Genomic DNA, 21815 nt, shown 5'->3' with positions numbered 1-21815 from the left:
GATTGAAATTACCCGATAGTCGAACGAGGCCCTGCTTATTCGACCGTTTCGGCCTGGCGCAGGCGCGGCAGCAGGCGGTCGAATTCGCGCTTGACGAGGCCGTAGCATTCGCAGGCACGGGCTTCGAGGCCTTTGCGGTCGAGCACCTTGATGTGGCCGCGGCTGTGGTGAATCAGGCCTTCGTCGTGCAACTTGCCGGCCGCTTCGGTAATGCCTTCGCGGCGCACGCCGAGCATGTCGGCGATCAGTTGCTGGGTGACGGTCAGATCGTTCGACGCGACGCGATCCACTTCGATCAGCAGCCAGCGGCACAGTTGCTTGTTCAGCGCGTGGTGACGATTGCAGGCGGCGGTTTGCGCGACCTGGGTGAGCAGCGCGTGCATGTACAGCAGCATCAGCCGGCGCAGGAAGTCCGAACGGGCGAACTGTTGCTTGAGCGCCTGTGCGCTCATGCGGTACGCGAAGCCGGCGCATTGCACCTGCACGCGGTTCGGCATGGTTTCGCCGCCCGTGAGCACCGGCACGCCGGTCATGCCTTCGCGGCCCACTGCCGCGATTTCGACGGAGCTGCCGTCTTCCATCGTCGAGAGCATCGAGATGATGGCGGTGGTGGGGAAGTAGACGTGATGGATGCGTTGACCGGAGTCGCACAGCAACTGCTCAGTGCGCAGGTGAACCAGTTCGAGATGCGGAGCTAGCGCCTGCCATTCGTGGGAAGGCAATGCGCCAAGCAAATGGTTGCCGTGCAGATCTGATTGAAGTGTCAACATGATCGGTCCTCGCGTGGAAGTCGCGCGCTGCGTGACTCCCTGTTTTTGATCCGATGCCTGCATCCTTGATAACGACGTGCTGCCTGGCGAGCAGCGAGGATGAACAGGACCGGCCCCGTATTGGCCTGGTGCGCCGCCGCCGTTTTTGTAGATCTCGTTTGCGGTGACGCGGTGTTGCGCTCTTCCTTTAGCGAGGAGCGTGCCAACCTTGGGGAAAACCAGCACTGGTGCGGCGCAGCGAGCGAAGACTTGACGATGCGCGAAGCAAAATGTGGCTTTTTGTTTCAAATATGTACAACCCACAAATCACGGGCCGGTCTCGCGCGGGGGATTTTTATCCGGCTCAAGTCCTTGATCGGATTGAGTTTGTGGGTGTTGGGCAGAGCCTTGCAGAGGGTGTCTCACGGATGCAATGCCCTTTGCATGAGGGTTGTCGAGCGGTGTCCGGGATGTGCCGGATTTGATTCAGAACTGTTCTATACGCTGCGTACGGTGCCGTACGAATCGCCGGGTTCGAGCCGCCGATAGTCGGGCAAATTCCGACAGTGATTCCGCAGACCAGACAGGCGGCTTCGCGCAGCGCGAGGTTTCATGCGGTTCTTGAGGGACCGGTCCGATCGGCGCGCGGGCTCAGCCGTAAAAACTGGCGGAAATCGCATTGACCGCGCGCACTTCACCGGCCGGCGCCGCGCATGTTGCATCGGCTTTAAACGCCGGGTTGGATGCGGACGCAACCATTTCGCGAAGTTCGGCATGTGGGATGAGCGGTACGACGCAAGGGCGGTTCGGCGGCAGATGAAACCAGTCGCGCGCGGCCCGGTAGTGTGTGTCATTGATATGAACGAAGCGCGCGAAACGCTTCGCTTCGATGACGAGTTGCCAGCCGTCGCCTGCGGCATTGCGTTCGACAGTCACGCTCAAGCCCAGATCATGGCGCTCGCCGACGCGGCGCTCCGGCAGATGAAACGCTTCCGACACAACCCGGCCGTCCGCTGCGTCGCGCAGTGTCGCAATCGTGACGTCGTGCGCGCGCGGGCCGAAGCGGTACGCGTGCGTGAAATCGAAGAACTGGCCGAGGCAGTCGGCGGCGCTCAGGCGCTGCGCGCTGTGCGGCGCGAGTTCGACCGCGCGGCTCGCGGACACCACCTTTACACAGCCGTCACGCAGGCAGACCAGCTCCAGTTGCGCGTGCAACGGTTCAGCACGCTCGTTCAGCAGATGAATATCGAGGCCGTTGAGGCCTTCGTCGGTGATCAGCACCTGCAGGGGCTGGAGCGTCTGCGCGAGGCCGTGCAGCGCGCTTTTAGGCCGTCCTGTGGCGTCGATCACGCCCCAGCCTGCGCCGGCGCGCAAGTCCTGCAACTGCCAGACCAGCGCGCCGCCGCAACCAGAGCCCGCGCGGCGCCATTCGGCGAACACGTCGCTCATCAGATCGGCGACCACCGCGCGCGACAGATCCAGGTAATGCTCCGGATCCTCGTAGCGCAAGCGCGCCGGCTCCGCGCCGTAGAGCGACTGGAGATAGTGGTCGCGCACGTCGTCGAAATCCCAGCCCGCGCCCGGGTCTCGCGGGACCGCGGCTTTCCAGCGCGGATCGTGCGCGTGGATCGTGCCGAGCACGTCGTGCAGGGTGGCGTGGTCGGGCACGTTGGCGAACGCAAGGCACTCCGCCGCAAACCGCACCTGCGCGCGGCGCACGTCGTCGAGCGGCCGTTGATACGCGCCGACGCCGTAGTAATGGGTAATGCCCTCATTAGTCGAAAACGGCCACACGCCGCCGGACGGCGAGTTGCCGACGTACGGCACATCCGGACGTTCGCGCGCGGCGATCGCGGGCAACTGTTCGGTGAATAAAGGTTGCGCGCGCATCGAAGGCGGCAGGCCGAACATGGCCGCCTGCTGGTCGACTTCGCTGCCGCCGCAGAGCACCGCAAGTGCCGCGAAGCGGCGCGTGCGGGTCAGAAACTGGCTGGCTTCGCGTTCGATCGACGCGCTGAATGCGGCGTCGTTCGGGTAGTCGAAATTCGCCAATGCGAAGTCTTGCCAGATCAGCAGGCCGTATTCGTCGGCGAGTGCGTAGAACGTATCGGATTCGTACACCATCGTGCCGCCCACGCGCAGCATGTTCATGCCCGCGTCGCGGGCCAGCGCGAACGCGTGGCGCAATTGCGCCTCGCTGCCGGCGAGCGTGACGAGATCCGCACTGGTCCAGCAGGCGCCGCGGCAGAACACCGGCAGGTCATTGATACGCAATGCGAAGCCCATGCCGTCCGCGCCGCGTTCCACTTCGATGCTGCGAAAACCGATCGAACCGAGCGAATGCGACGACGGCTCGGCTGACACACGCGCGTCATCGAGCTGCAATGTCAGCGGATATAAAGTGGGTTCGCCGTGCGTGTGCGGCCACCAGCGTTGGGCGTTAAGTACACGGACGCTGCCGCTCAGTGTGTAAGCGTCGGTCCATTGCAAAGACGAAACGGCGTCGCCGCAATTTAACGAGGCACGGCAGTCGTCGCCAACCTGCGGATGCACAAAACGTAGCGTTAGCGAAACAACGCCGTCGTCGCGATCGACGCGACTCGTCAGATCAATCGTGTCGATCGCGTGGCGCGCGTCGCTCAGTAATTCGATGGGCCGCCAGGGTCCCACCGCCTGCACCGAAGGACACCAGCCGGGCATATGTCCGAGCAACGTCGTGCGCACATTGCGAAGTGTGGACGGCGTCACGAGTCGCGGCCGCCAGCGCGCGCGCGAGCGTTTGGCCGCGAGCGCGGGAGTCAGCGAGCGGAAGCACAGCGCGAGCGTGGTATCGCCGCTCAGTTCGATGTCGAGATCGTGCGCGACGAACATCGAGTCGGAATCGAGACGCTTCACGCCGTCGACCCAGACTTCGGCGAGCGTGGCGAGACCGTGCAGCCGCAAGCGGCGTCGGCCGATGCCGGTCAGCGTGAGCCGGTACCAGTGATCGTCGAAGGCGAGCGGGGCGGGGTGCGCTACGTCGAACTGGCCGGCGGCACGCCTCGCGCTCGCGATCGTGCCGGGTACCGGCGCGGCGAGCCAGCCTTGCGCGGGCAGGTCGGCGGGCGACGCGCAAGCGCCTGGCGGCGTACTGACGCATTGCCAGCCGCTGTCGAGGCGTTGCGGCCACAGCGAGTCCGCCAGCAAGCCATGGGCTTCGGCTTCGGCGGGCGTCGGGTCGATCGTCATTACATCCACGGCGAATCCCCGAGTGTTCTTTGAAGCGTCAGACGATCTATCACGACATCACACCGTCAAGACGTCATGCCACCAGCGCGGCGAGCGGCGGCAGCGTCTTCTCATAAGCGCTTTCGAGCACGTCGAAACAGTCTTCGCACAGGTCGCGGCGCTTGCGAGCAATCGCCCGCACGAGCCGGAACTGCATCACCATCGACTCCGCCGCGATGCTTTGCGCCGCGGCCGGGATCGTGGCCGGCATCTCGAAGCCTTGCGCGCCAAGCCACAGCAGATACTTCGACAGAAACTCGAAGTTCGCGCCAAGCTGCCGCATCAGGTTGAACGAGTACGGGTGGAAGAACGCCTCGCCGCGTTCGAGCAGCATGTCGAGATGCGCGGGAAATGCGGCGCGCCACTGCGATATCGGATTGGTCAACGGCCGCCGGCTCAGATGCGCGCACAACAGTTCCGCCGACGTTTCCGCGAGCGCGGTGCCCTCCAGCGCGGGTCGCGCCTGCTTGGCGAATTCCACATACGGAAACAGCAGGTCGGGTTGCTGCGCGAATTGCGGCAGCTTGCGGAACACGCCGTCGTAGTCGTCGCCGTCGAGCTGGTGATAGCCGGTGTTGTGAAAATAGCCGAGGCGGCGCGCGGCGGGATCGATAAAGTCGATGCCCACCGTGGTCTTCGGATGCTCGCGCCGGTAGGACGTGGCGCGCGTGTTCGGCAAATAGAAGCCGTCTACTTCCACCAGCACGGTATGGCCGCGTTGGGTTTGCGCGAGCACGCGGGCTTCGAGCGAATCGTAAATGGCCAGTTCCTGCACCTGGGTGCCGTAGAGCCGCTCCAGGTCTTCGAGCGGGAATTTGAAGAACGTGAACTGATCGCCTTCGAAGTCCTGCGTGACGGTGAAGGCCAATGCCGCGCGCGGATCGAGTCCGAAACCGTGCAGCAGTTCGATCCACAGATCGACGTAGCAATTGGTTTCCTGCCACACGCGCTCGCCCTGATGCAGCGCATGCGGCGCGTGCTGCCGCAAATGCGCGGCGGGTGTGACGAGCGCAGCGGGCACAGCGGGCACAGCGGGCACGGCCGAGGAGGCACCGTCCTGAGTGGGCAAATCGACGCGGCGCCCCAACGGAAAAGCCGTTTGCGGCCCCGTCGGCGCAGGTGTCAGCGACGGGTTCATGCGCTCTCTCCGGCGCCGGGTGCAGTGGCGGGCAGCGTCTGCATGCCGTGCGCCACGCGTGCCTCGGTATCGCCCCACAGCAGCGCGCGCACGTCGTCGGGCCACGCATTCACGTCGAGCCCGTGATGCCGGAACAGCGCGAGCGTGATGCGTTCCATGCCGAAGCCGACACAGCCCGTGTGCGCGACCTCGCCGTCGTCGCAGGCAATTTTCCAGATCGCGCCGAAGTGGTCCATGTGATAGTTGAACGACAGGCAGGCGGTCTTGCCGCGCGGATCGGCGATCGGAATCAGCAGTTCGAACTTGAGCGCCTGAGCGCGCTGGCTGTCGGCGACGATCTTGCCGCCGCGGCCGAAGAACGGGTCGTTGGCGAGGTCCACTTCGACCGGCAGTTGCAGCAGCGTGACGAGCAGCGAGCCGCGTTCGATCCACATCTGGCGGAACGCCATCACCTGCGCGGGACTGCCCAGACGCACGTATTCGCGCTGGCGGAACATCTGCATGCGGCCGGGATCGAGCGACGGTTCGTGGCGGAAGCAATACGACAGCACGTCGATCGTGCGGCCGTCCGCCGGCAGCGGACCGCGCCGCGCCATCACTGGATAGATCGGATAGCAGGCGGCCGGCGTCAGCACCACGCGCGTGGGCTTCTGCTGTTCCATCCACGCATCCGCGCGATCGTCGTCGCGCTCGGTCATCGCGTCGTCGAGTGCGCGCAGCAGGCGCTGGTGGCCCATGTCGTTGCCGCAGAACGAGTGGATCGTGCCGGCCAGATTCGGGAAGCTCTTCAGATATTCGCTATCTTCGAAGTCGGTGCGGCGCATGGCCGGCGGAAAGCGCAGCACTTCCGGCTGCTGGTCCGCGCCCAGATGCGTGATGGCCACGTTCAGGCGGTCCAGCACGTCTTCGAAAATCTGGCTACGGCCGTACAGGCCGTTTTCACCGGTGTCGATCAGCAGGCCCGCGGCGAGCAGTTCGTCGCGGAAGTTCGTCGCGGCGGGTTGGTCGGTAGAAGCAGCGGCAGAAGCGCCGGCCAGTGCGGCCGTGTCGGTCATGGTGTTCATTTTGTCAGGCTCTCCCCGGAGCGGCAGGCCGTTGCGCGAGCAACAGGCTCGCCGTGTTCTGTGCGATGCGGTCGTTGTTGATCATCAGCGGCGCGGAGTGCAGGTCGCGCAAATGGCGGCCGACGCTATACGGTGTGCCGTTCTTGTAGCCCGCCATGCCGCAGATCATCAGCACTTCATGCACGACTTGCAGCGCCATGTTGGAGATGCTGGTCTTCAGCGTGTTCATGTCGGAGGCGAAGCCGAGCTGGGCCGCGAGCGGCGCATCGGCCTGCGAGCGGCCATGACGCGCGTCGTGCGCGGCGCGGGCAGCGTCCAGCGCGACCGCGAGGCGCGCCTGCATCATCTGCAGCAGGCCGACCGCTTCGGCAAGGCGCAAGCCGGCCGGTGGCACCGCGCCGGGTGTCGAGCGGGCCTGGGCGCGGAAGAAGGCTTTCGCGCGATTCACCGCGTCGCCGGCCACGCCGGTCCAGACGGACGCCCACAGCGTATGCGAGACCGGCAGCATGGTCTGGTCGGCGATCTCGGCGAACGGGGTTGGCAAAATCTGTTCGGCGAGACCACCGGCGACCAGCCGGAAGCCTTCGCTGCAGGTGCCGCGCATCCCCATCGCATCCCAGCCGCCGCGTTTTTCGAGCTGCGTTTCTTCGCGTAACGCGACGATCAGCACCTGATCGGCCGCGGCCGATTCGGCGGTGCGGCGCGCGGTGACCAGAATGCCGTCCGCGTGTGCGCCGTACGAAATCGTCGGGGCGAGCTTTTCGATCCGAAAGCGCGCGCCGTCGAGTTCGACCGAACAGGCGCTGGTGCGCATGTTGCCGCCGATGGTTTCCTCGGACGTCGCCGAAGCCAGCAGCCACTGCCGCTCGACCAGTTGCGCGAGCAACTGTCGATGCCACGCCGAGCCGCTGCCATGCGCCGCGATACACGCCACCTGGATCTGATGCATCGCGAACACCATCGCGGTCGAGGCGCAGCCTTGCGCGAGGATCTCGCAGATCGCGCCGACTTCCGCGAGCGAGAGCCCGGCGCCGCCAAAGGCGACCGCCACCATCACCGAGAGCAGGCGCTCGCGTTTGAGCGCGTCGAAGGCCTCGCTCGGGAAACGCGCGTCGCGGTCCACCGCGTCGGCGAACTGGGCGGCGATCGCGGCGCAGCGTTGTGCGGCGGCGCGCCAGCCGGGCTCGGGTTCGACCGCCGTGAGCACGACGGCGGCGTCGCCGCCGGGCTGGGCGGCGGCCGCATCCAGCAGCGGCGTGTTCATGCTGCCGCCTTCGCCTGTTGCAGCTCGGTGATCGCGGCGGCCATCGAATCGATGCTGGAGAACAGCCGGCGCGTCAGCAGACGGTCCGGGATCTCGATGTCGAACTGATCTTCGATGGCCAGCATCAGGTGCACGGTCGCGAGCGAGGACAGGCCCGCGGCGTACAGATCGGCGTCGTCGGCCAGGCTGTCCGGCGGGACATCGAGGCGGGCCGATTCGGAAAGGATGCGTCGCAATGCGGTTTTCATGGTGTGGTGCCCCCTGATTGTTGAAGTTGGAACGGTCTCTCGGATGGTTCTGGCGGAAAACGCGCGCATGTGGTGGTTGCGGGGTGGTGGTTGCCGCGGTGAGCACGGCCGTTTTCCAATAAGTCGTATTTAAGAATTGTCAAAGCCCAGCGTCAGTGCGATGCCGCACGGAAACGCGCGTTTCGCGGAAGTACCGTGTAGCCATGACAACGTGCCGGCCTGTCGAGCCAGGCCGTCGAGGGCGGCGGGCGAAGCCGCGCTCGCTGAACTCATTGACCGCTGGGGAACGTGATGAACTGGAAAACGCTGGAATTCGAGCAGCTTTCGGCACGCGAGCTATATCTGATTTTGCGCGCGCGCAGCGCGGTGTTCGTGGTCGAACAGTCGCATGTCTGTCTCGACGCCGACGGCCGTGACGAAAACTCGCTGCACGTGTTCGCGGTGGAGGACATCGCGCGGCCCATGCCGATCCTCGCCTACGCCCGTTTGCAGCCCGGCGACGCGGAAGATCCGGAAATCACCATCGACAAGGTGCTGACGAGCCCGCTGCGGCGCGGCGACGGCACCGCCGAACTGCTGATCGAACGTGTGTTGCAGGCGATCGCGGAACGCTGGCCGGGACACGCCGCGCGGGTGAGCGCGCCGCTCGGCTTGCGCGATTTCTACGAGCAATTCGGCTTTCGCAAGACCGAAGGACCGTATCTGGAACACGGCGTGCCGTTCATCGGCCTGACGCGCCAGGTGCGCAGCAGCGCGCCGCGCTTCGGTACGCGCCGCCGCGAGCGCGACGGCGCGGTGCTCGTCAATACCTTCGAGCTGTTGTGATGGGGCGGATGCTGGTCACGCCTTCGCGTGCCGCTCAGCTCGCCGTCCCGAAGCCACTGAAGCCGCCCGGGCCGCCCTACGGCGAAGCGCCGGCGGCGCCGCCGGCGGCCACCTCAGGTACGCCAACGAAAGGCCTGCGTCATCCGCTGCGCCTGCCGTTGGCGTTATTCGCCGTGACCCTGCTGCTGGTGCTGCTGCATCAAGGCCGGCTGGTCGAATTTTTCTTCCCGCTCGGCGCGTTCGGCGTCGCGCTGGTGTTGTACTGGCGCTCGCCCGCGCATTACCTCGGCTTCGTCTGCTGGCTGTTTTTCCTCACGCCGGAAGTGCGGCGTCTCGCCGACTTCGTCAACGGTGCGTTCAACGACCAGAGCCCGATCATGGTCGCGCCGTTGCTGGCCGTCGCGCTGACCGGGCTGACGCTGCTCAAGCACGTCACGCTGCTGGGCCAGCGCCGCGCGGCGCCGCTGGTGCTGATCGTGATCGCGCTGTTCTACGCGTACGTGATCGGAATGGCGCAGGTCGGTCCCGCGCCGGCCACCTACACGCTGATCAACTGGCTGTATCCGGTGATGGTGGCGTTTTACCTGACCGTGACATGGCGTCATTACCCCGACTATCACCGGGTGCTGCTGAAGACCTTTGTATTCGGCGGACTGTTGATGAGCCTGTATGGCCTGCTCGAATTCGTTTCGCCGATGCCGTGGGACGCGTTCTGGCTGATCGCGTCGAAGATGCAATCCGAGGGGCAGCCGGTGCCGTTCGGCATGCGTGTGAGCAGCACGATGAATTCGTGCGGCCCGTTCGCGGTCACGCTGATGGCGCTACTGCTCATGTCGTTCGCGGCGCGCGGCAAGGCGCGCATCGTACTCGGCTGCGTGGGCATTCCCGCGCTGCTGCTGACCAGCGCGCGCAGCACGTGGGGCGGTTTCGCGATCGCGCTGGTGTATTCGTTCGCGATGCTCGACGGCAAAAGCCGCCTGCGTTTGCTCGCCGGCGTACTGGGTCTGGCCGTGATGGCCACGCCGCTGATGATGATCGACCAGGTCGCGGAGCCGGTCATGGCGCGCTTCAGCACGATGCAGGACCTCGGCCAGGACAACAGCTATCAGGCGCGCGCGGAGTTCTACAAGAGTTTCTTTTCGTCGGCGTTTACGGATATCGCGGGGCAGGGCTTCGGCTCGATCGGGCTGGGCACCAAGCTCTCCGATAACAAATCGCAGGCCATGGTCGATTTCGACAGCGGCCTGATGGAAGTGCCCTTCGTGATGGGCTGGCCCGGCACGCTGCTGTATACGACCGGCGTGCTGATGCTGATGTGGCGGGCGTACCGCGCGAGCCGCCTGCATCCCACCGATCTGATGGCGGTGTCGGGCGTCGGCGTGGCCGTGGCGATTTTCTCGATGATGATTTTCATCAACACGCTGACCTCCGTGTCGGGAATGTTCTTCTTTCTCGGCGTGACCCTGCCGGTCATTTCGCTGCGCTACGCGCGCGAGTGTCAAACGCCGCGGCCCGCTTCCGGCGCGGTCGCTCGACGCGTCGAACAGTACCTGAAGAAAGTCAGATGAAGGACCACAGGATGAGGATTCTGATCGTCACCCATGTCGTGCGCAAAAACGATGGGCAAGGGCGAGTCAACTACGAGATCGTGCAGGCGGCGCTCGCGGCGGGTCATACGGTGACGCTGCTCGCCGCCGAAGCAGCCGCCGAACTGATCGAGCATCCGCATGTGCGTTTCGTGCGGATTGCCGGCAGCCGGCTGCCGACCAAGCTCGTGCAGTACCAGATGTTCGCGTGGCGCTGCGGCGCCTGGATTCGCGCGCATCGCGACGAGTTCGACGTGGTGCATGTGAACGGCTTTATCGCGTGGGCGCGCGCGGATGTCAACGCGGCACATTTCGTACACGACGGCTGGTATCGCTGCGGCTTCTATCCGTTTCGACTGCTGCACAACCTGTATCACGCGTATCAGGTGATCTACACGCTGCTGAATATCGCCTGCGAAAAATGGGCGTTCCGGCACGCGGACGTGATCGTGCCGGTCTCGCAGAAAGTGGCCGGCGAGGTGCGCGCGCTCGGCATCGGCTCGGCGCGCGTGCAGGTGATTCATAACGGCGTCGACGTCGGCGAGTTCACGCCCGGTGCGTCGGAACGCGAGCGTTTCAGCTTGCCGTCCGCACCGTTCATGCTGCTGTTCGCCGGTGATCTGCGGATGTCGCGCAAGAATCTCGACACCGTGCTGCACGCACTCGTGCAGACCCGCGTCGACGTGCATCTCGCCGTCGCCGGCATTTTGCACAACAGTCCGTATCCGGCGCTGGTGGCGTCGCTCGGTTTGACGCAGCGGGTCCACTTCACCGACATGGTGATGGACATGCCCGCGCTGATGCGCTCGGTCGATGCGTTCGTGTTTCCGTCGCGCTACGAGCCGATGGGATTGGTGCTGCTCGAAGCGCTGGCCGCCGGCTTGCCGGTGATCACGGTGCGCACCGCGGGCGGCGCGGAAGTGATCACGGCGGACAGCGGCATGGTGCTCGACGATCCCAACGACGCGACGGCGCTGGCCGCCGCGATCGAACGTCTGGCTAGCGACCCGGCCTACGCGCGAAACCTCGGCGCGGCCGCGCGCGAAGTAGCAGGCACCTTGAGCTGGCACGCGATGGCCGAGCGCTATCTGGCCGTCTATGAACAGGTACACGCGCGGCGCACAGCCCACGCGATGCCGTCCAACTGCGCGAGCGCGCCGGTGAAATTATGAGTGGGACTCCAATCGATTCGCTGCAGATTGGCATGCACTGGTTCAACGAACGGCCCGGTGGCCTCGATCGTATGTTCAAGGCCCTGATCGACACGCTGCCCGACCAGGGCGTCAGCGTGCGCGGCATGGTGGCGGGCAGCCCCGGCGTGTTCGACGCGTCGGGCGGCCGCGTGCTGGCATTCGCCGGTGCGCAGGAGCAACTGGGTGCGCGGCTGTGGGGCTCGCGCGTGCAGTCGCGTGCGCTGCGCGCCGCGAAGATGCCCGATGTCGTCGCCTCGCATTTCGCGCTGTATGCGGCGCCGACTGCCGGCGTGTTTCGTCGCGTGCCGAAGGTCGTGCATTTTCATGGGCCGTGGGCGGCCGAATCGTATCCGGGCGGCGGTGGCGGCTGGTCGCGCGCGGCGCGACTCGCCCTCGAACGGTTCGTCTATCGCGGCGCGACGCGTCATATCGTGCTGTCGCGGGCGTTTGCCCAACTGCTTCACGAAACCTATGGCGTGCGCGAGGAACGGATTCGCGTGGTGCCGGGTTGCGTCGACGTTGCGCGATTCAATGTACGCGCAACCAGGATCAAGGCGCGCGAGCGGCTTGGTTTGCCGCAGGATCGTCCGCTGCTGTTCTGTATGCGCCGCCTCGTGTCGCGCATGGGGCTCGAGGATCTGATCGATGCGATGGCCATCGTCAAACCCGCGCTGCCCGATGTGCTGCTGACGATCGCGGGTACCGGGCCGCTGGAAGAGCAACTGCAGGCGCGGATCGTCGCGCGTGGGTTGGAGCGCAACGTTCAGCTAGTGGGTTTCGTCGCGGATGACAAAGTGCCGCTGTGGTATCGCGCGGCCGATCTGTCGGTCGTGCCGACGGTATCGCTCGAAGGTTTTGGTCTCACCACGATCGAATCGCTGGCGGCCGGCACGCCGGTGCTGGTGACGCCGGTCGGCGGGTTGCCCGAAGCGGTGGCGCCGCTGTCGGCGGAACTGGTGCTGCCGTCGGGCGGCTTCAAGGCGATCGGCGAAGGCATCATGGAGGTGCTTCTCGGCCAACGCGCGGTGCCGGACAACGCGGCGTGCCGCGCGTATGCGCGCAAGCATTTCGATCAGGCGGTCGTGGCCGCGCAGGTCGCCGCCGTCTACCGCGAAGCGATCGACGCGTTCTGACGCGGCCGTGATCATGCGACGTCCCACCCGAAAAACTTTCGAACGTGCGGTGTGCGCCGCGGCGCTGGCGTTGCCGGTGCTGGTGCTGCTGAGTGCCGGCGGATCGGGCGGCGCCGTGACCGGCGCTGGCGCGACGCTGGCGCGCGCTGCCGAAGCGGCCGGCGCGCGCGCGTTGACCGTCGCCTCCGCCGCCGTGCCGGCGGCCGAAGCGCTGGCGGCGCTGGCGCATCCGTCGTTGTCGTATCGGACCTCGTGGGTTGGCAATACGTGGGGCTACGCGGACAAGCGCTGGATGCAGATCGACGTGCAGGCAATTGCCGTCGCGCCGAATGGCGACGTGTTCACGAATGCGCCGTGGGACGAAGGCGGCGGTGAACTCGGTCAATACCGCAACGGCGAACTGGTGAGGCACGGCGGCGAGTCGCACGGCTGGGGAATGATGGGCGGCGATGCGATCGCGGTGAACGACGAATACGTCTACACCGCGCAGACGGTGGTGAGCCTTGGCAACGAGGAAGCCAAGCATCGGCCGACACCGCGCGAGGGGGAAGAGTGGACCGGCGTGGCGCGCCGCAGTCGTGCGGACATCAGCGACGGCGTGCCGTTCGCTGGGCAGGTGAAGTTTCCGGGCGGGCATCTCGCGTATCTGCTGATTTCGGCGTATCCGGCCAAAGGGGATTACGCGATTCGTGGCCTGGCCGCGGATGAAACACGGCTCTTCGTCGGGAATCAACTCGACAATCGCGTGCAGATGTTCGACGCGCAGACCATGCAGCCGGTCGGCAGTTTTCCGGTGCATGAGCCAGGCCGTCTCGCGCTCGCGCCGGATGGTTCGCTGTGGGTCATCGAGAACAGCCGCACGGATGGCGCGCGGCGCGTGGTTCACCATGCGCGCGACGGTGCGCGGCTTGGCGAACTGGCGCTGCCTGCCGGTGTCGTGCCGGTGGATCTGACCGTCGATACGCGTGGACGTCTGCTGGTCGCGGATAACGGTGTGCGTCAGCAGATACTGATTTTTACGGCGGCGTCTCAACCCGGCGCGGGCATGCAACTGTCGGCGAGCTTCGGCCAGCAGGGCGGTATCTACGCCGGTCGGGCCGGCGCGCCAGGGCCGCAGCGCTTCAACGGACTGACAGGGGTCGGCGTGGATCGCGCCGGCAATCTCTACGTGTCGATGAACGGCGCAGGGCCGCGGCCGTTCGGCGCGGGGCCGAGCACCTTCGACGGCGCGCTGCTCGAAAGCTACACGCCGGACGGTGCGCAGCGTTTCAGTCTGCAAGGGCTGTTGTTCGTCGACGGCGCGCAGTTCGTGGACGGCGAGCCGCCTTCCATTTACACCGGCAGCAAGCGCTTCACGCTCGATCTGTCGCGGCCCGCCGGTGAAGAGTGGTCGTACGCCGGCTACACGGCGGACCGTTTCCGCTATCCGTACGACCCGTACTTTCACCTGTATCTCGGCGGTCAGCGCGGCATGCCGATGGTGCGCGACGTGCGCGGACATCGGCTGCTCTATACGACCGATATGTACTCGTCGTATCTGCGCATCTATCGTTTCGCCGACGACCGCGAGACCGCGATTCCATCGGGTCTCTTTTCGCAGGCGCATATCGACGGCACGTGGCCGCCCAACCAGCCGCCGCAGGGCGAATGGATCTGGCGCGACGCGACCGGCAAGGGCGATTTCTCCGCGTCCGCGTTCGATCAGAGCACCGGCAGCACCAACGCGCCGCCACTGCGCGCGTGGTGGGTCGACAGCCGTGGCGACATCTGGCAAGGCACCGAATCGCAGGGTATCCGCCAGTTTCCGTTGCAGGGTTTCGACCACGCGGGCAATCCGATCTACCGCTATGCGGCGATGCGGCAGTACCCGCCGCCCGCACCGTTTTACCGGATCGCGCGGATGAACTACTTCCCCGACGACGACACGATGTTCGTCTCTGGCTCGACGCCCGCGCATCCGTTCGTGCAGGACAACTGGAATAGCGCGGGCTCGCAACTCGCGCGTTACGACCACTGGAAGAGCGGCAAGCCGGTGCTGCGCTATGTGATCGGCTTGCCCGATCGTGGCGCGCCGGACTGGTCGTCGATCAGCGGCTTCGCGGTGGCGGGCGACTACGTGTTCGCGATCGAAACGCGCAGCGCGATCGTGCGCGTCTACGACCGCGCGTCGGGACACGACGTCGGCCGTCTGTCGCCCGGCCGCGAAGTCGGCTCGAAAAGCGGCTGGGCCGACGTGCCGATGCCGCTCACCGCGCACCGTCTTGCGTCGGGCGAATACCTCGTGCTGGCTGAAGAAGATGCCTACGGCAAGGCGCTGATGTACCGCTTCATGCCGCCGGCTGCGCCGCAAGCGGCGGCGCCGACTCATTCAACGAATGTTGCGCAAATCCCATGAAAATCATCCATCTCGCCAATCACGCGCGCTGTATCGGCAATGGCATCGTCAACGTGATGATCGACCTTGCGTGTCTGCAGGCGCGCGCCGGGCACGAGGTGATCGTGGCTTCGGCGGGCGGCGGTTTCGAGGAACTGCTGGCGCGGCACGGCGTGCGTCATGTGGTGCTGCCGCAGTCGCCCAAGCCGTCCCGTGTGCCGGCGATGGTGGCCGGGTTCAGGCGGCTCGTCGCACAGTTCGATCCCGACGTCGTGCATGCGCACATGATGACCGGCGCTTTGATCGCACGCTTTAGCGCGTTCAGCCGGCGCTTCGTGCTGGTCACGACGGTGCATAACGAGTTTCAGCGTACGGCTTCGCTGATGGGCATCGGCGATCACGTGGTGGCGGTCAGCGATGCGGTAGCGGTCGCGATGGCGCGGCGTGGTATTCCGCGTGAGCGGTTGAGCGTGGTGCGAAATGGCACGATCGGCACGCCACGGCTTGCCGGGACGCCGGTGGCGTCGACGCCGCAGTTGGCGCATCCGTGCATCGTCACGGTGTCGGGGATGTATGAGCGCAAGGGCATCGGCGATCTGTTGAATGCGTTCGCGCTGCTGCGCCGACGTGTGCCGGACGCGGTGTTGTATCTCGTCGGCGATGGGCCTGATCGTGCGGCAATGGAAGCGCTCGCTTTGACGCTGGGTGTCGCGGAGCAAACGCGCTTTGAAGGTTTTGTAGCTGATCCGCGCGCGTATCTCGCGCAGGCCGATGTGTTCGTGCTGGCCTCGCACTATGAGGCGGCGGGGCTCGTGCTGTGCGAGGCGCGTGAGACGGGGCGTGCGATTGTCGCGACCCGGGTGGGTGGTATTCCGGAAATGCTCGATGGCGGTGAGGCCGGTGTGCTGGTGCCGGTGCAGGATCCGGTTGCGCTGGCCGACGCGTTGGGACACTTGTTGACGGATGCCGATGCACACGCCGCGTTGTGCGCGCGAGCGCCGCTCAATCTCGACAAATTCGGCGTGCAGCAGGTGAGTGACGGTTATCTCGCGATTTATGAACGGACGTTGGCCAGTTGTCAGCCGCGTCGGTTTGCGACGATGGTGACTTCGAATCTCGCGGTGCCTGAGAAGTCTTGAGGAAACTTTAGGTTGAAAGGGGCGCGATATAAGCGTGGCTGAGACGGATTACTGAACAATCTTATTTGTTCCGATGCGTGCGGTTCTTGTTTGAGACGGAGCGGGTCTAAACGGCCGCGCTACCTGCTAGTCCAGGCAGGTAGCGCGGCCGTTTGCGTTATGAAATCCTTCGTCGCCTGTTTAATGAACGAAGGGAAGCCAGTGGTGAAACGCGCCATCATTCGCGAGGGTGACACGACGTCACACGGCGGTCGTGTACTCGAAGGTAACGACAAATCCACGATCGACGGACGAGCGATAGCGGGCGTCGGACACAAGGTTCTTTGCCCGCTTTGCAAGGGCGTGTTTGCGATCTCGGACGATTTGCTCGGGCGTCGTTTTCCGCATCGGATGCATGGGAGAGATACGGCGGTGGATGGCATGCGGGCCACCTGCGGCGCGGTGCTTATCGCGTCTCAATCCCGAATGACAATCGAAGATAGCGGTGAGGTCGATCTTTCTCGCCGTGATGGTATCGGCACAGGATCGGCCGATGTTCAATCGTTTGGCCCTGCGCCGACGCTTTGCGTCGAATGTCTGAGAGCCGCTACCGAAAGCGGCGCGACGACGGTGATGCGAGGGTAGGGCATGCCGTTGTCGAAACTCGAAAGTTATCTGACGCAGCGTCGGGTACAGACCTCACTGCCTGTTCGGCTTTACGCGCTCGTTGACGGGCTGCTTTATGGCGACGCGTTTGGAGCGACCGCGCTTGAACGGTGCTCTGCCGCAATTGCTTTGTTCGACGACACGCCCGACGCTTCGCTCGCCGATGCGGGGCCGTGGCTGATCGATTTCGATAGCGCTTCGATGGCGATGCGGCACGGATTGCTGAAGCTTGCGGCGGGCGCTTCGGGTGTGTCGTGGTTGACTACGGCGTATCGGTTTCAATCGCTCGCGCGGGAATTGCGCGAGCGGTTAGACGTGCGGATGCCGAACGGTGGTACGGCGCTATTGCGCTTCTATGACGCTCGCGTTATGGGCGATATCGCACGGGTGTTGTCGTCGTCGCAACGTGCGGCGTTTTTTGTGCCGACGTTCGATTGGTTGGTGCAGGTCGATGGCGAACTGATCAGAGTGCATTCGGATGATTGAGTTGACTGCGGAACAGGTGGCGGCGCTTGCCGATATCGACGCGAAAGGTTTTGTCGAGCGGGTGCGGCAGGATCTGGTAGGCGAAGAGCCGGAACTGGCAGACGCCGCTTTTCTTTGGCAGCGGCTGTGGCGTGCTTTTAACGTCGCGCGAGGATTTGGTCTTCGGGAAGATGCTCATCTCGTCGAGTTTCTGCGACTCGAAGCTTATTCGCCTGGCTTCTATGAGAAGCCTGCGATGCGGGTTTGGATCAAGCGGTCGAGTAACTCGGCTAACTCGGCCGACGAACGGTTTCATGACTTTCTGCGTGTGTTGCGCTGGCGGATTGAACATCCAGAGTTTGTGGGAGGGTTGACGTATGGGGACGATACTGGCGCCGTTGTTGGAGAGCGCCGTCGCGGAGCTTGGGCCGGTTTTGTTGAGCGCTGGAAGGGCTTTGTTGGGTGGCGTGGCTACGGGGGCAATGGGAAGCGCGACAGGTGATGCTTCGAAGGACGACAGCAAAAGTACGCCTGCGGTGCGCGCGTTGCCGCGGACGGGTGAGAGTTGCAAGAAGTGTCCGCCGGAAGAAGGAGCCAAAGTGCGCAGGCGCCACGGTGTCAATTGGGATGCTTATCGGTATCAGGCACGTACTACTGGCTTTGCGTTCGATATAGAGCAGTGCCAGTGGAGCGACGAATGGAATTGGCTAGGAATTGACTTCGACGGGTTTCAGCCCTCCGGCTGTCTATTGCAGGAAGCGAAGGGAAACTACGATCAGTTTTTTTCTGCGCCTGATAAGCCCTTGAAGTGGTTCCAGGGATTCAAAACCATGTCCGAAATGATCGGTAAGCAGGCTCGCGTCACTCGTGCGAATCCGCCAGCCAAACTCGTATGGTATTTCCAAACGCCAAGAACACGGAGTTTTATGCTCCCGGTGCTGCGGGAGTTCGCTGTTACCTCTGTCTATCAACCGTAGTGAACGTACAAATGGATATCAGGCTTCAATTCCGCGATGAGTTACTAACCTCGACCGATTTTCCAGCAATCCTTACTCGTATTCGGCACGTGACGGACGCGATGGCGAACATCGACCCACGGTTCGCCGACTGGTATGCGCAAGGGGACAGTCGGGAAGAAGCGCACATGTATCGTGCATTCGAGAACGGACTGCCGTCCGCGGCGCTTGTCGCCGTCCTCCGTCATCGATATGCGAACGATTCTTCGTTCACGTCCGTTGCACTATGGGATGGAGATGAGGACCATAACGAGGGGGCGACGCTTGCCTGTCTAGTTGGAGACAAGTACCTGCCGGATTCCTTCGAGGTCAGTCTCTATAACGATGCCGTGTTCAGCGACCTCAAGTCGATGGAGTTAGTGGTGTTGGCGGCGATCGAGGCTTTTTCCCCTGCCTACGTGGCGGTGGCGCCGCGCGCTTACGCCGAGAAGCAGGTCTTTGATGACAAGCCTGGTGTCGGTTGGATGCTTTACTTGCCAACGGTGATAACGACGCAGCAGGTTCCCGAAGCGCGCGCACTGATTCCAGTAAAAACGACGGGCAAACAGCAAGCCGGAACAATCATCGTGAGCGTAACGGACGCCGTTTTCTCAGTAGACAACCCTGAGCATATCGAAATCGCCAACCGCATCGAGATCCGCCTTGTTGATCAGGATCTACTGCCTCGCTACACGAACCTTTGAGACGGATAGCCGCCCAGATTAAATCACCCACCAAAAGACAGAGAGGATTGACGTATGGGGACATTATTCGCGCCATTGTTAGAGGCAGCAGTCGCGGAACTCGGGCCAGTTTTGTTGAGCGCGGGCAGAGCGTTATTGGGTGGCGCGGCAACGGCGGCAACGGGCAGTGTGTCGGGTGACAAGTCGAAAGAGGACAGCAAGGCCACGCCCGCAGTGCGAACGCTCCCGCGTACTGGCGAGACCTGCAAGAAATGCCCGCCGGACTCAGGATCGAGAATTCACCGCAGACACGGCGCGAATTGGAACGCATACCGCTACCAGGCGCGCGTCACGGGCTTTGCATTCGACAAGGAAGCATGCCGTTGGAGTGAAGAGTGGCATTGGCTGAAGATCGACTTTGATGGATTCCAAGCTGTCGACTGTCTTCTGCAGGAGACCAAGGGCAACTATGACCAGTTCGTCGACGGCTCTATACCTGGCGCGGAGGACTTTTTTAAAGGATTCGAATCCATGGAAGATCAGGCAATGACGCAAGGAACCGAAGTGCGCTTGAATCCGCCAACGCGTCTGACGTGGTACTTTCAGACACCTCTCACGCAACGCAAAATGACCAGGCTACTCGCGCTCCTCGGCATCCATTCCACCTATCAACCCTGAGCGGATATGGAAATCAACGCGATGTTCCGGGACACATTCTTATCGTCCAGCGATTTCCCGGCGATGCTGGCCCGCGAGTCCACCATCGTCGACACGCTTTCGACGAAGAGCGCGCTGATGACTCGTGCGAACTGGTCTCTGAAGGGGAATACTCTTGACGAAGCGACACAGTACCCAGCATTCACCGCCGACGGTGCGGCTTCTTCGCCGGCGATCGCCGTCCTCACTGAGGAATTCAGAAGGGGAGCATCGAACGTGTCCCATGCCGCTATCTGGAATACCAGAACGGGACCGAACGAGGGCGCGTCCATGTCGTGTCGCGTGTCCGATGCAAAGGTGCTAGCGGACAACTTTGCATTAAGAGTGGGTGTGCCCGCCTGTTTTGCAGCGGCCGACGATCTCGCGGACGTAGTCAGGACAATCGTTGCGACGTTCCAGCCTATGGTTGTTGAAGCCTCGCCGGCCGGCTACTTCGAAAAGCAGGTCTTCGACGACAAACCCGGCGTCGGCTGGATGCTCTACCTACCGAAGATCATCACCGTGCAACAGGTTCCAGAAGCTCGCGCGCTAATCCCTGTACCCGTGAATGGCAAGAACCAGACCGGCACGATCATCGTAAGCGTAACGGACACCGTCTTCTCGATGGACAACCCCGAGCACATCGAAATCGCCAACCGCATCGAGATCCGCCTCGTCGATCAGAATCTACTGCCTCGCTACGCGGACCTTTGAGCCGGACGGCGGTCGACCAGCCCGCTCACAAAAAAAGCCACACTAACTCATCGACAACGTCACCCGCGCCCAAACCTTATAAACCACCCCACGCAACTCACTCGACCCATGCAGCGACAGCCCCAGATTCGCCGCCGCTAGCGCCAGCGCCGCCAGAATACTCACAGGCAGCGCCGTAATCGTTTCAGCCAACGCAAGCGCAACAAGCAGAAACATCAGATGAACCAGCATATTGCGCACGATGGACCACACATGCAGCCGCGAGAAGACCAGCAACACCGCATAGTCGAAGAAACTCTTCAGCACCACGACAGCCGCCGCGCCCATGATCCCAAACCAATGAATCCCACACCACAGCGCGCCGGCAAACACCGGTAATTCGATCCAGCTAACCCCGGCAATGGCCGCCGGACTCGTCTGCGCCTGAATCAGAATCCCCAGAATGCCCGACTGCCCACTCAGCCATACCCCTAGCACAAGCACACTAGCAACCGGCGCCGCAGCCGCCACCGTCGGCCCGAGCCACAGCATCAAAAACGGCTTCAACGCGAACAACGCGACGATCACGCAAGGCGTGAACGCGCCGTTCAGAAACGCGAGCGCCCGATGCGCGAGCGCATCGGCATCTGCGCGCGAGACCGCCGAGAGTCGCGGAAACAACGTGCGCACCATCGCAACCGGCAGCAGATTCAAACGCGTGATGAGGTTCTGCGGCGTCGCGTAGTAAGTCACGAAGCGCGCGCCGAGCAACGCGCCCACCAGCACCCGATCGAGCGTCGACGCAATCATGTTGGCGCCGGAAAACAGCAGCATCCAGCGACCATAACGAAACAGCTCTGCCATTACGCGCCATTGCGGCATCCTTACACGTCGAATGCCGATGGCGCGAAACGCGGCCGCGCCAAGCATCACGCCCGCGATCAAACGCGCCAGCACGGCCGCCGGTATTACGACGGCCAGCGAAGGCGAAAAACAGAAAATCGCCGCCAACGGCAGCAGTTGAAACAGCGCGGTGCCGATCGTCTGATTGATGTTGAAACTGGCGAAACGCTCCACGCCGTTGATCGCACCGGCAAATACCCACGAGACGTTCGCGATCGGCACGGCCACCGCGATCCACGGCAGACTCGCCATCACTTCGCGTTGAAACTCGGGTTCGATCTTCACACCATGCGTGATGTAAATGAAGGTGCCGAGATAAATCAGCAGCCCGCCGACAATGCCGGTGCCCAGGTTCATGAACCACGCGCTCCAGAAAATCCGCTCGATCGAATCGTCGTTGGCGGCGCGTGCCTTGGAGATCTGATTTTCCGTCGCGAGACTCGTGCCGAGATCGAGCACGCTGAAGTAGCCGATCAGCGCCCACACCAGATTGATGACCCCGTAGCGCTCCACGCCCATCAGATGGATGTACGCCGGCACGGTCACCAGGGACACGAAGGTCGGCGCGATCGCTCCCGCGAAGTTGATGAAGATGTTCCTGACGATACTTCTTTCCATGGTGCCCTTGTCCGGCGGCTGAAGTCCTTCAATGGTGGGGTTCGTCGCGGACGCCGTCGGTTCGCGGCCGCACCTTGCGGCATGCGTGGCACGTCGGCGTCGGTGTCCCGTCGCAGCCTCGAATAGTGCCCTGGTGC

20 protein-coding genes are annotated in these 21815 nt (G+C 63.7%); 13 read left to right on the top strand and 7 right to left on the bottom strand.

Annotated features, from left to right (window positions below):
• Positions 1-35: 35 nt before the first annotated feature.
• The 6 genes from GGD40_RS04740 to GGD40_RS04715 form a co-directional block, all read right to left on the bottom strand.
• A complete protein-coding gene (locus GGD40_RS04740) occupies positions 36-770 on the bottom strand; it encodes a Crp/Fnr family transcriptional regulator (protein WP_006048767.1) in 735 nt (244 codons plus the stop codon).
• Between the two features lie 630 nt (positions 771-1400).
• Positions 1401-3977: a glycosyl hydrolase 2 galactose-binding domain-containing protein gene (locus GGD40_RS04735; protein WP_218900808.1), complete on the bottom strand. Its 2577-nt coding sequence runs from the start codon at positions 3975-3977 to the stop codon at positions 1401-1403.
• A gap of 73 nt (positions 3978-4050) precedes the next feature.
• Positions 4051-5154: a DUF1839 family protein gene (locus GGD40_RS04730; RefSeq protein WP_179742941.1), complete on the bottom strand. Its 1104-nt coding sequence runs from the start codon at positions 5152-5154 to the stop codon at positions 4051-4053.
• Positions 5151-6218 carry an amino acid--[acyl-carrier-protein] ligase gene (locus GGD40_RS04725; protein WP_179705218.1) on the bottom strand — a complete coding sequence of 356 codons (1068 nt, stop codon included), beginning with the start codon at positions 6216-6218 and terminating at the stop codon, positions 5151-5153. Before GGD40_RS04725 ends, GGD40_RS04730 begins: the two co-directional genes overlap by 4 nt.
• Before the next feature lie 4 nt (positions 6219-6222).
• Complete coding sequence (locus tag GGD40_RS04720) at positions 6223-7482, bottom strand: acyl-CoA dehydrogenase family protein (protein WP_179742940.1); 1260 nt, start codon at positions 7480-7482, stop codon at positions 6223-6225.
• Positions 7479-7730, bottom strand: coding sequence for an acyl carrier protein (locus tag GGD40_RS04715; protein ID WP_035550733.1), 252 nt, complete (start codon positions 7728-7730; stop codon positions 7479-7481). Before GGD40_RS04715 ends, GGD40_RS04720 begins: the two co-directional genes overlap by 4 nt.
• 291 nt (positions 7731-8021) lie before the next feature.
• On the opposite strand from GGD40_RS04715, the gene GGD40_RS04710 reads away from it, so the two are divergent.
• The 13 genes from GGD40_RS04710 (at position 8022) to GGD40_RS04650 (ending at position 20178) form a co-directional block, all read left to right on the top strand.
• The gene (locus GGD40_RS04710; protein ID WP_179705216.1) at positions 8022-8555 is read left to right on the top strand and encodes a GNAT family N-acetyltransferase; all 534 of its coding nucleotides are present in this window, start codon (positions 8022-8024) and stop codon (positions 8553-8555) included.
• Positions 8555-10123, top strand: coding sequence for a hypothetical protein (locus tag GGD40_RS04705; RefSeq protein WP_179742939.1), 1569 nt, complete (start codon positions 8555-8557; stop codon positions 10121-10123). The genes GGD40_RS04710 and GGD40_RS04705 overlap by 1 nt, the downstream gene beginning before the upstream one ends.
• An 11-nt stretch (positions 10124-10134) precedes the next feature.
• On the top strand, positions 10135-11313 hold the full coding sequence (locus tag GGD40_RS04700; RefSeq protein ID WP_179742938.1) for a glycosyltransferase family 4 protein: 1179 nt from the start codon (positions 10135-10137) through the stop codon (positions 11311-11313).
• On the top strand, positions 11310-12467 hold the full coding sequence (locus tag GGD40_RS04695) for a glycosyltransferase family 4 protein (protein WP_179742937.1): 1158 nt from the start codon (positions 11310-11312) through the stop codon (positions 12465-12467). Before GGD40_RS04700 ends, GGD40_RS04695 begins: the two co-directional genes overlap by 4 nt.
• A gap of 13 nt (positions 12468-12480) precedes the next feature.
• Positions 12481-14862: a hypothetical protein gene (locus tag GGD40_RS04690; protein WP_179742936.1), complete on the top strand. Its 2382-nt coding sequence runs from the start codon at positions 12481-12483 to the stop codon at positions 14860-14862.
• Complete coding sequence (locus GGD40_RS04685; protein WP_179742935.1) at positions 14859-15980, top strand: glycosyltransferase family 4 protein; 1122 nt, start codon at positions 14859-14861, stop codon at positions 15978-15980. Before GGD40_RS04690 ends, GGD40_RS04685 begins: the two co-directional genes overlap by 4 nt.
• Before the next feature lie 201 nt (positions 15981-16181).
• Entirely contained in the window at positions 16182-16604 is a 423-nt protein-coding gene (locus GGD40_RS04680; protein WP_179744874.1) for a PAAR domain-containing protein, read from the top strand.
• A gap of 3 nt (positions 16605-16607) precedes the next feature.
• Positions 16608-17111, top strand: coding sequence for a DUF4123 domain-containing protein (locus tag GGD40_RS04675; RefSeq protein ID WP_179742934.1), 504 nt, complete (start codon positions 16608-16610; stop codon positions 17109-17111).
• Complete coding sequence (locus GGD40_RS36810) at positions 17104-17592, top strand: hypothetical protein (RefSeq protein WP_257030342.1); 489 nt, start codon at positions 17104-17106, stop codon at positions 17590-17592. The genes GGD40_RS04675 and GGD40_RS36810 overlap by 8 nt, the downstream gene beginning before the upstream one ends.
• Positions 17477-18067: a restriction endonuclease fold toxin 5 domain-containing protein gene (locus tag GGD40_RS04665; RefSeq protein WP_373565316.1), complete on the top strand. Its 591-nt coding sequence runs from the start codon at positions 17477-17479 to the stop codon at positions 18065-18067. The genes GGD40_RS36810 and GGD40_RS04665 overlap by 116 nt, the downstream gene beginning before the upstream one ends.
• 11 nt (positions 18068-18078) lie before the next feature.
• Entirely contained in the window at positions 18079-18789 is a 711-nt protein-coding gene (locus tag GGD40_RS04660) for an immunity 52 family protein (protein WP_179742931.1), read from the top strand.
• A 54-nt stretch (positions 18790-18843) separates the two neighbouring features.
• The gene (locus GGD40_RS04655; protein ID WP_179742930.1) at positions 18844-19446 is read left to right on the top strand and encodes a restriction endonuclease fold toxin 5 domain-containing protein; all 603 of its coding nucleotides are present in this window, start codon (positions 18844-18846) and stop codon (positions 19444-19446) included.
• A gap of 6 nt (positions 19447-19452) precedes the next feature.
• Positions 19453-20178: an immunity 52 family protein gene (locus GGD40_RS04650; protein WP_179742929.1), complete on the top strand. Its 726-nt coding sequence runs from the start codon at positions 19453-19455 to the stop codon at positions 20176-20178.
• A gap of 42 nt (positions 20179-20220) precedes the next feature.
• On the opposite strand, the gene GGD40_RS04645 is transcribed toward GGD40_RS04650, so the two are convergent.
• Positions 20221-21678 (bottom strand): oligosaccharide flippase family protein, encoded by a 1458-nt coding sequence (locus GGD40_RS04645; RefSeq protein ID WP_179742928.1) that lies wholly within the window; start codon positions 21676-21678, stop codon positions 20221-20223.
• Positions 21679-21815 lie beyond the last annotated feature (137 nt).

The organism is Paraburkholderia bryophila (assembly GCF_013409255.1).
Classification (GTDB): Bacteria; Pseudomonadota; Gammaproteobacteria; order Burkholderiales; family Burkholderiaceae; genus Paraburkholderia.
The sequence above is the reverse complement of the archived record's forward strand: the minus strand, read 5'-3'. Positions and strand labels throughout refer to the sequence as shown.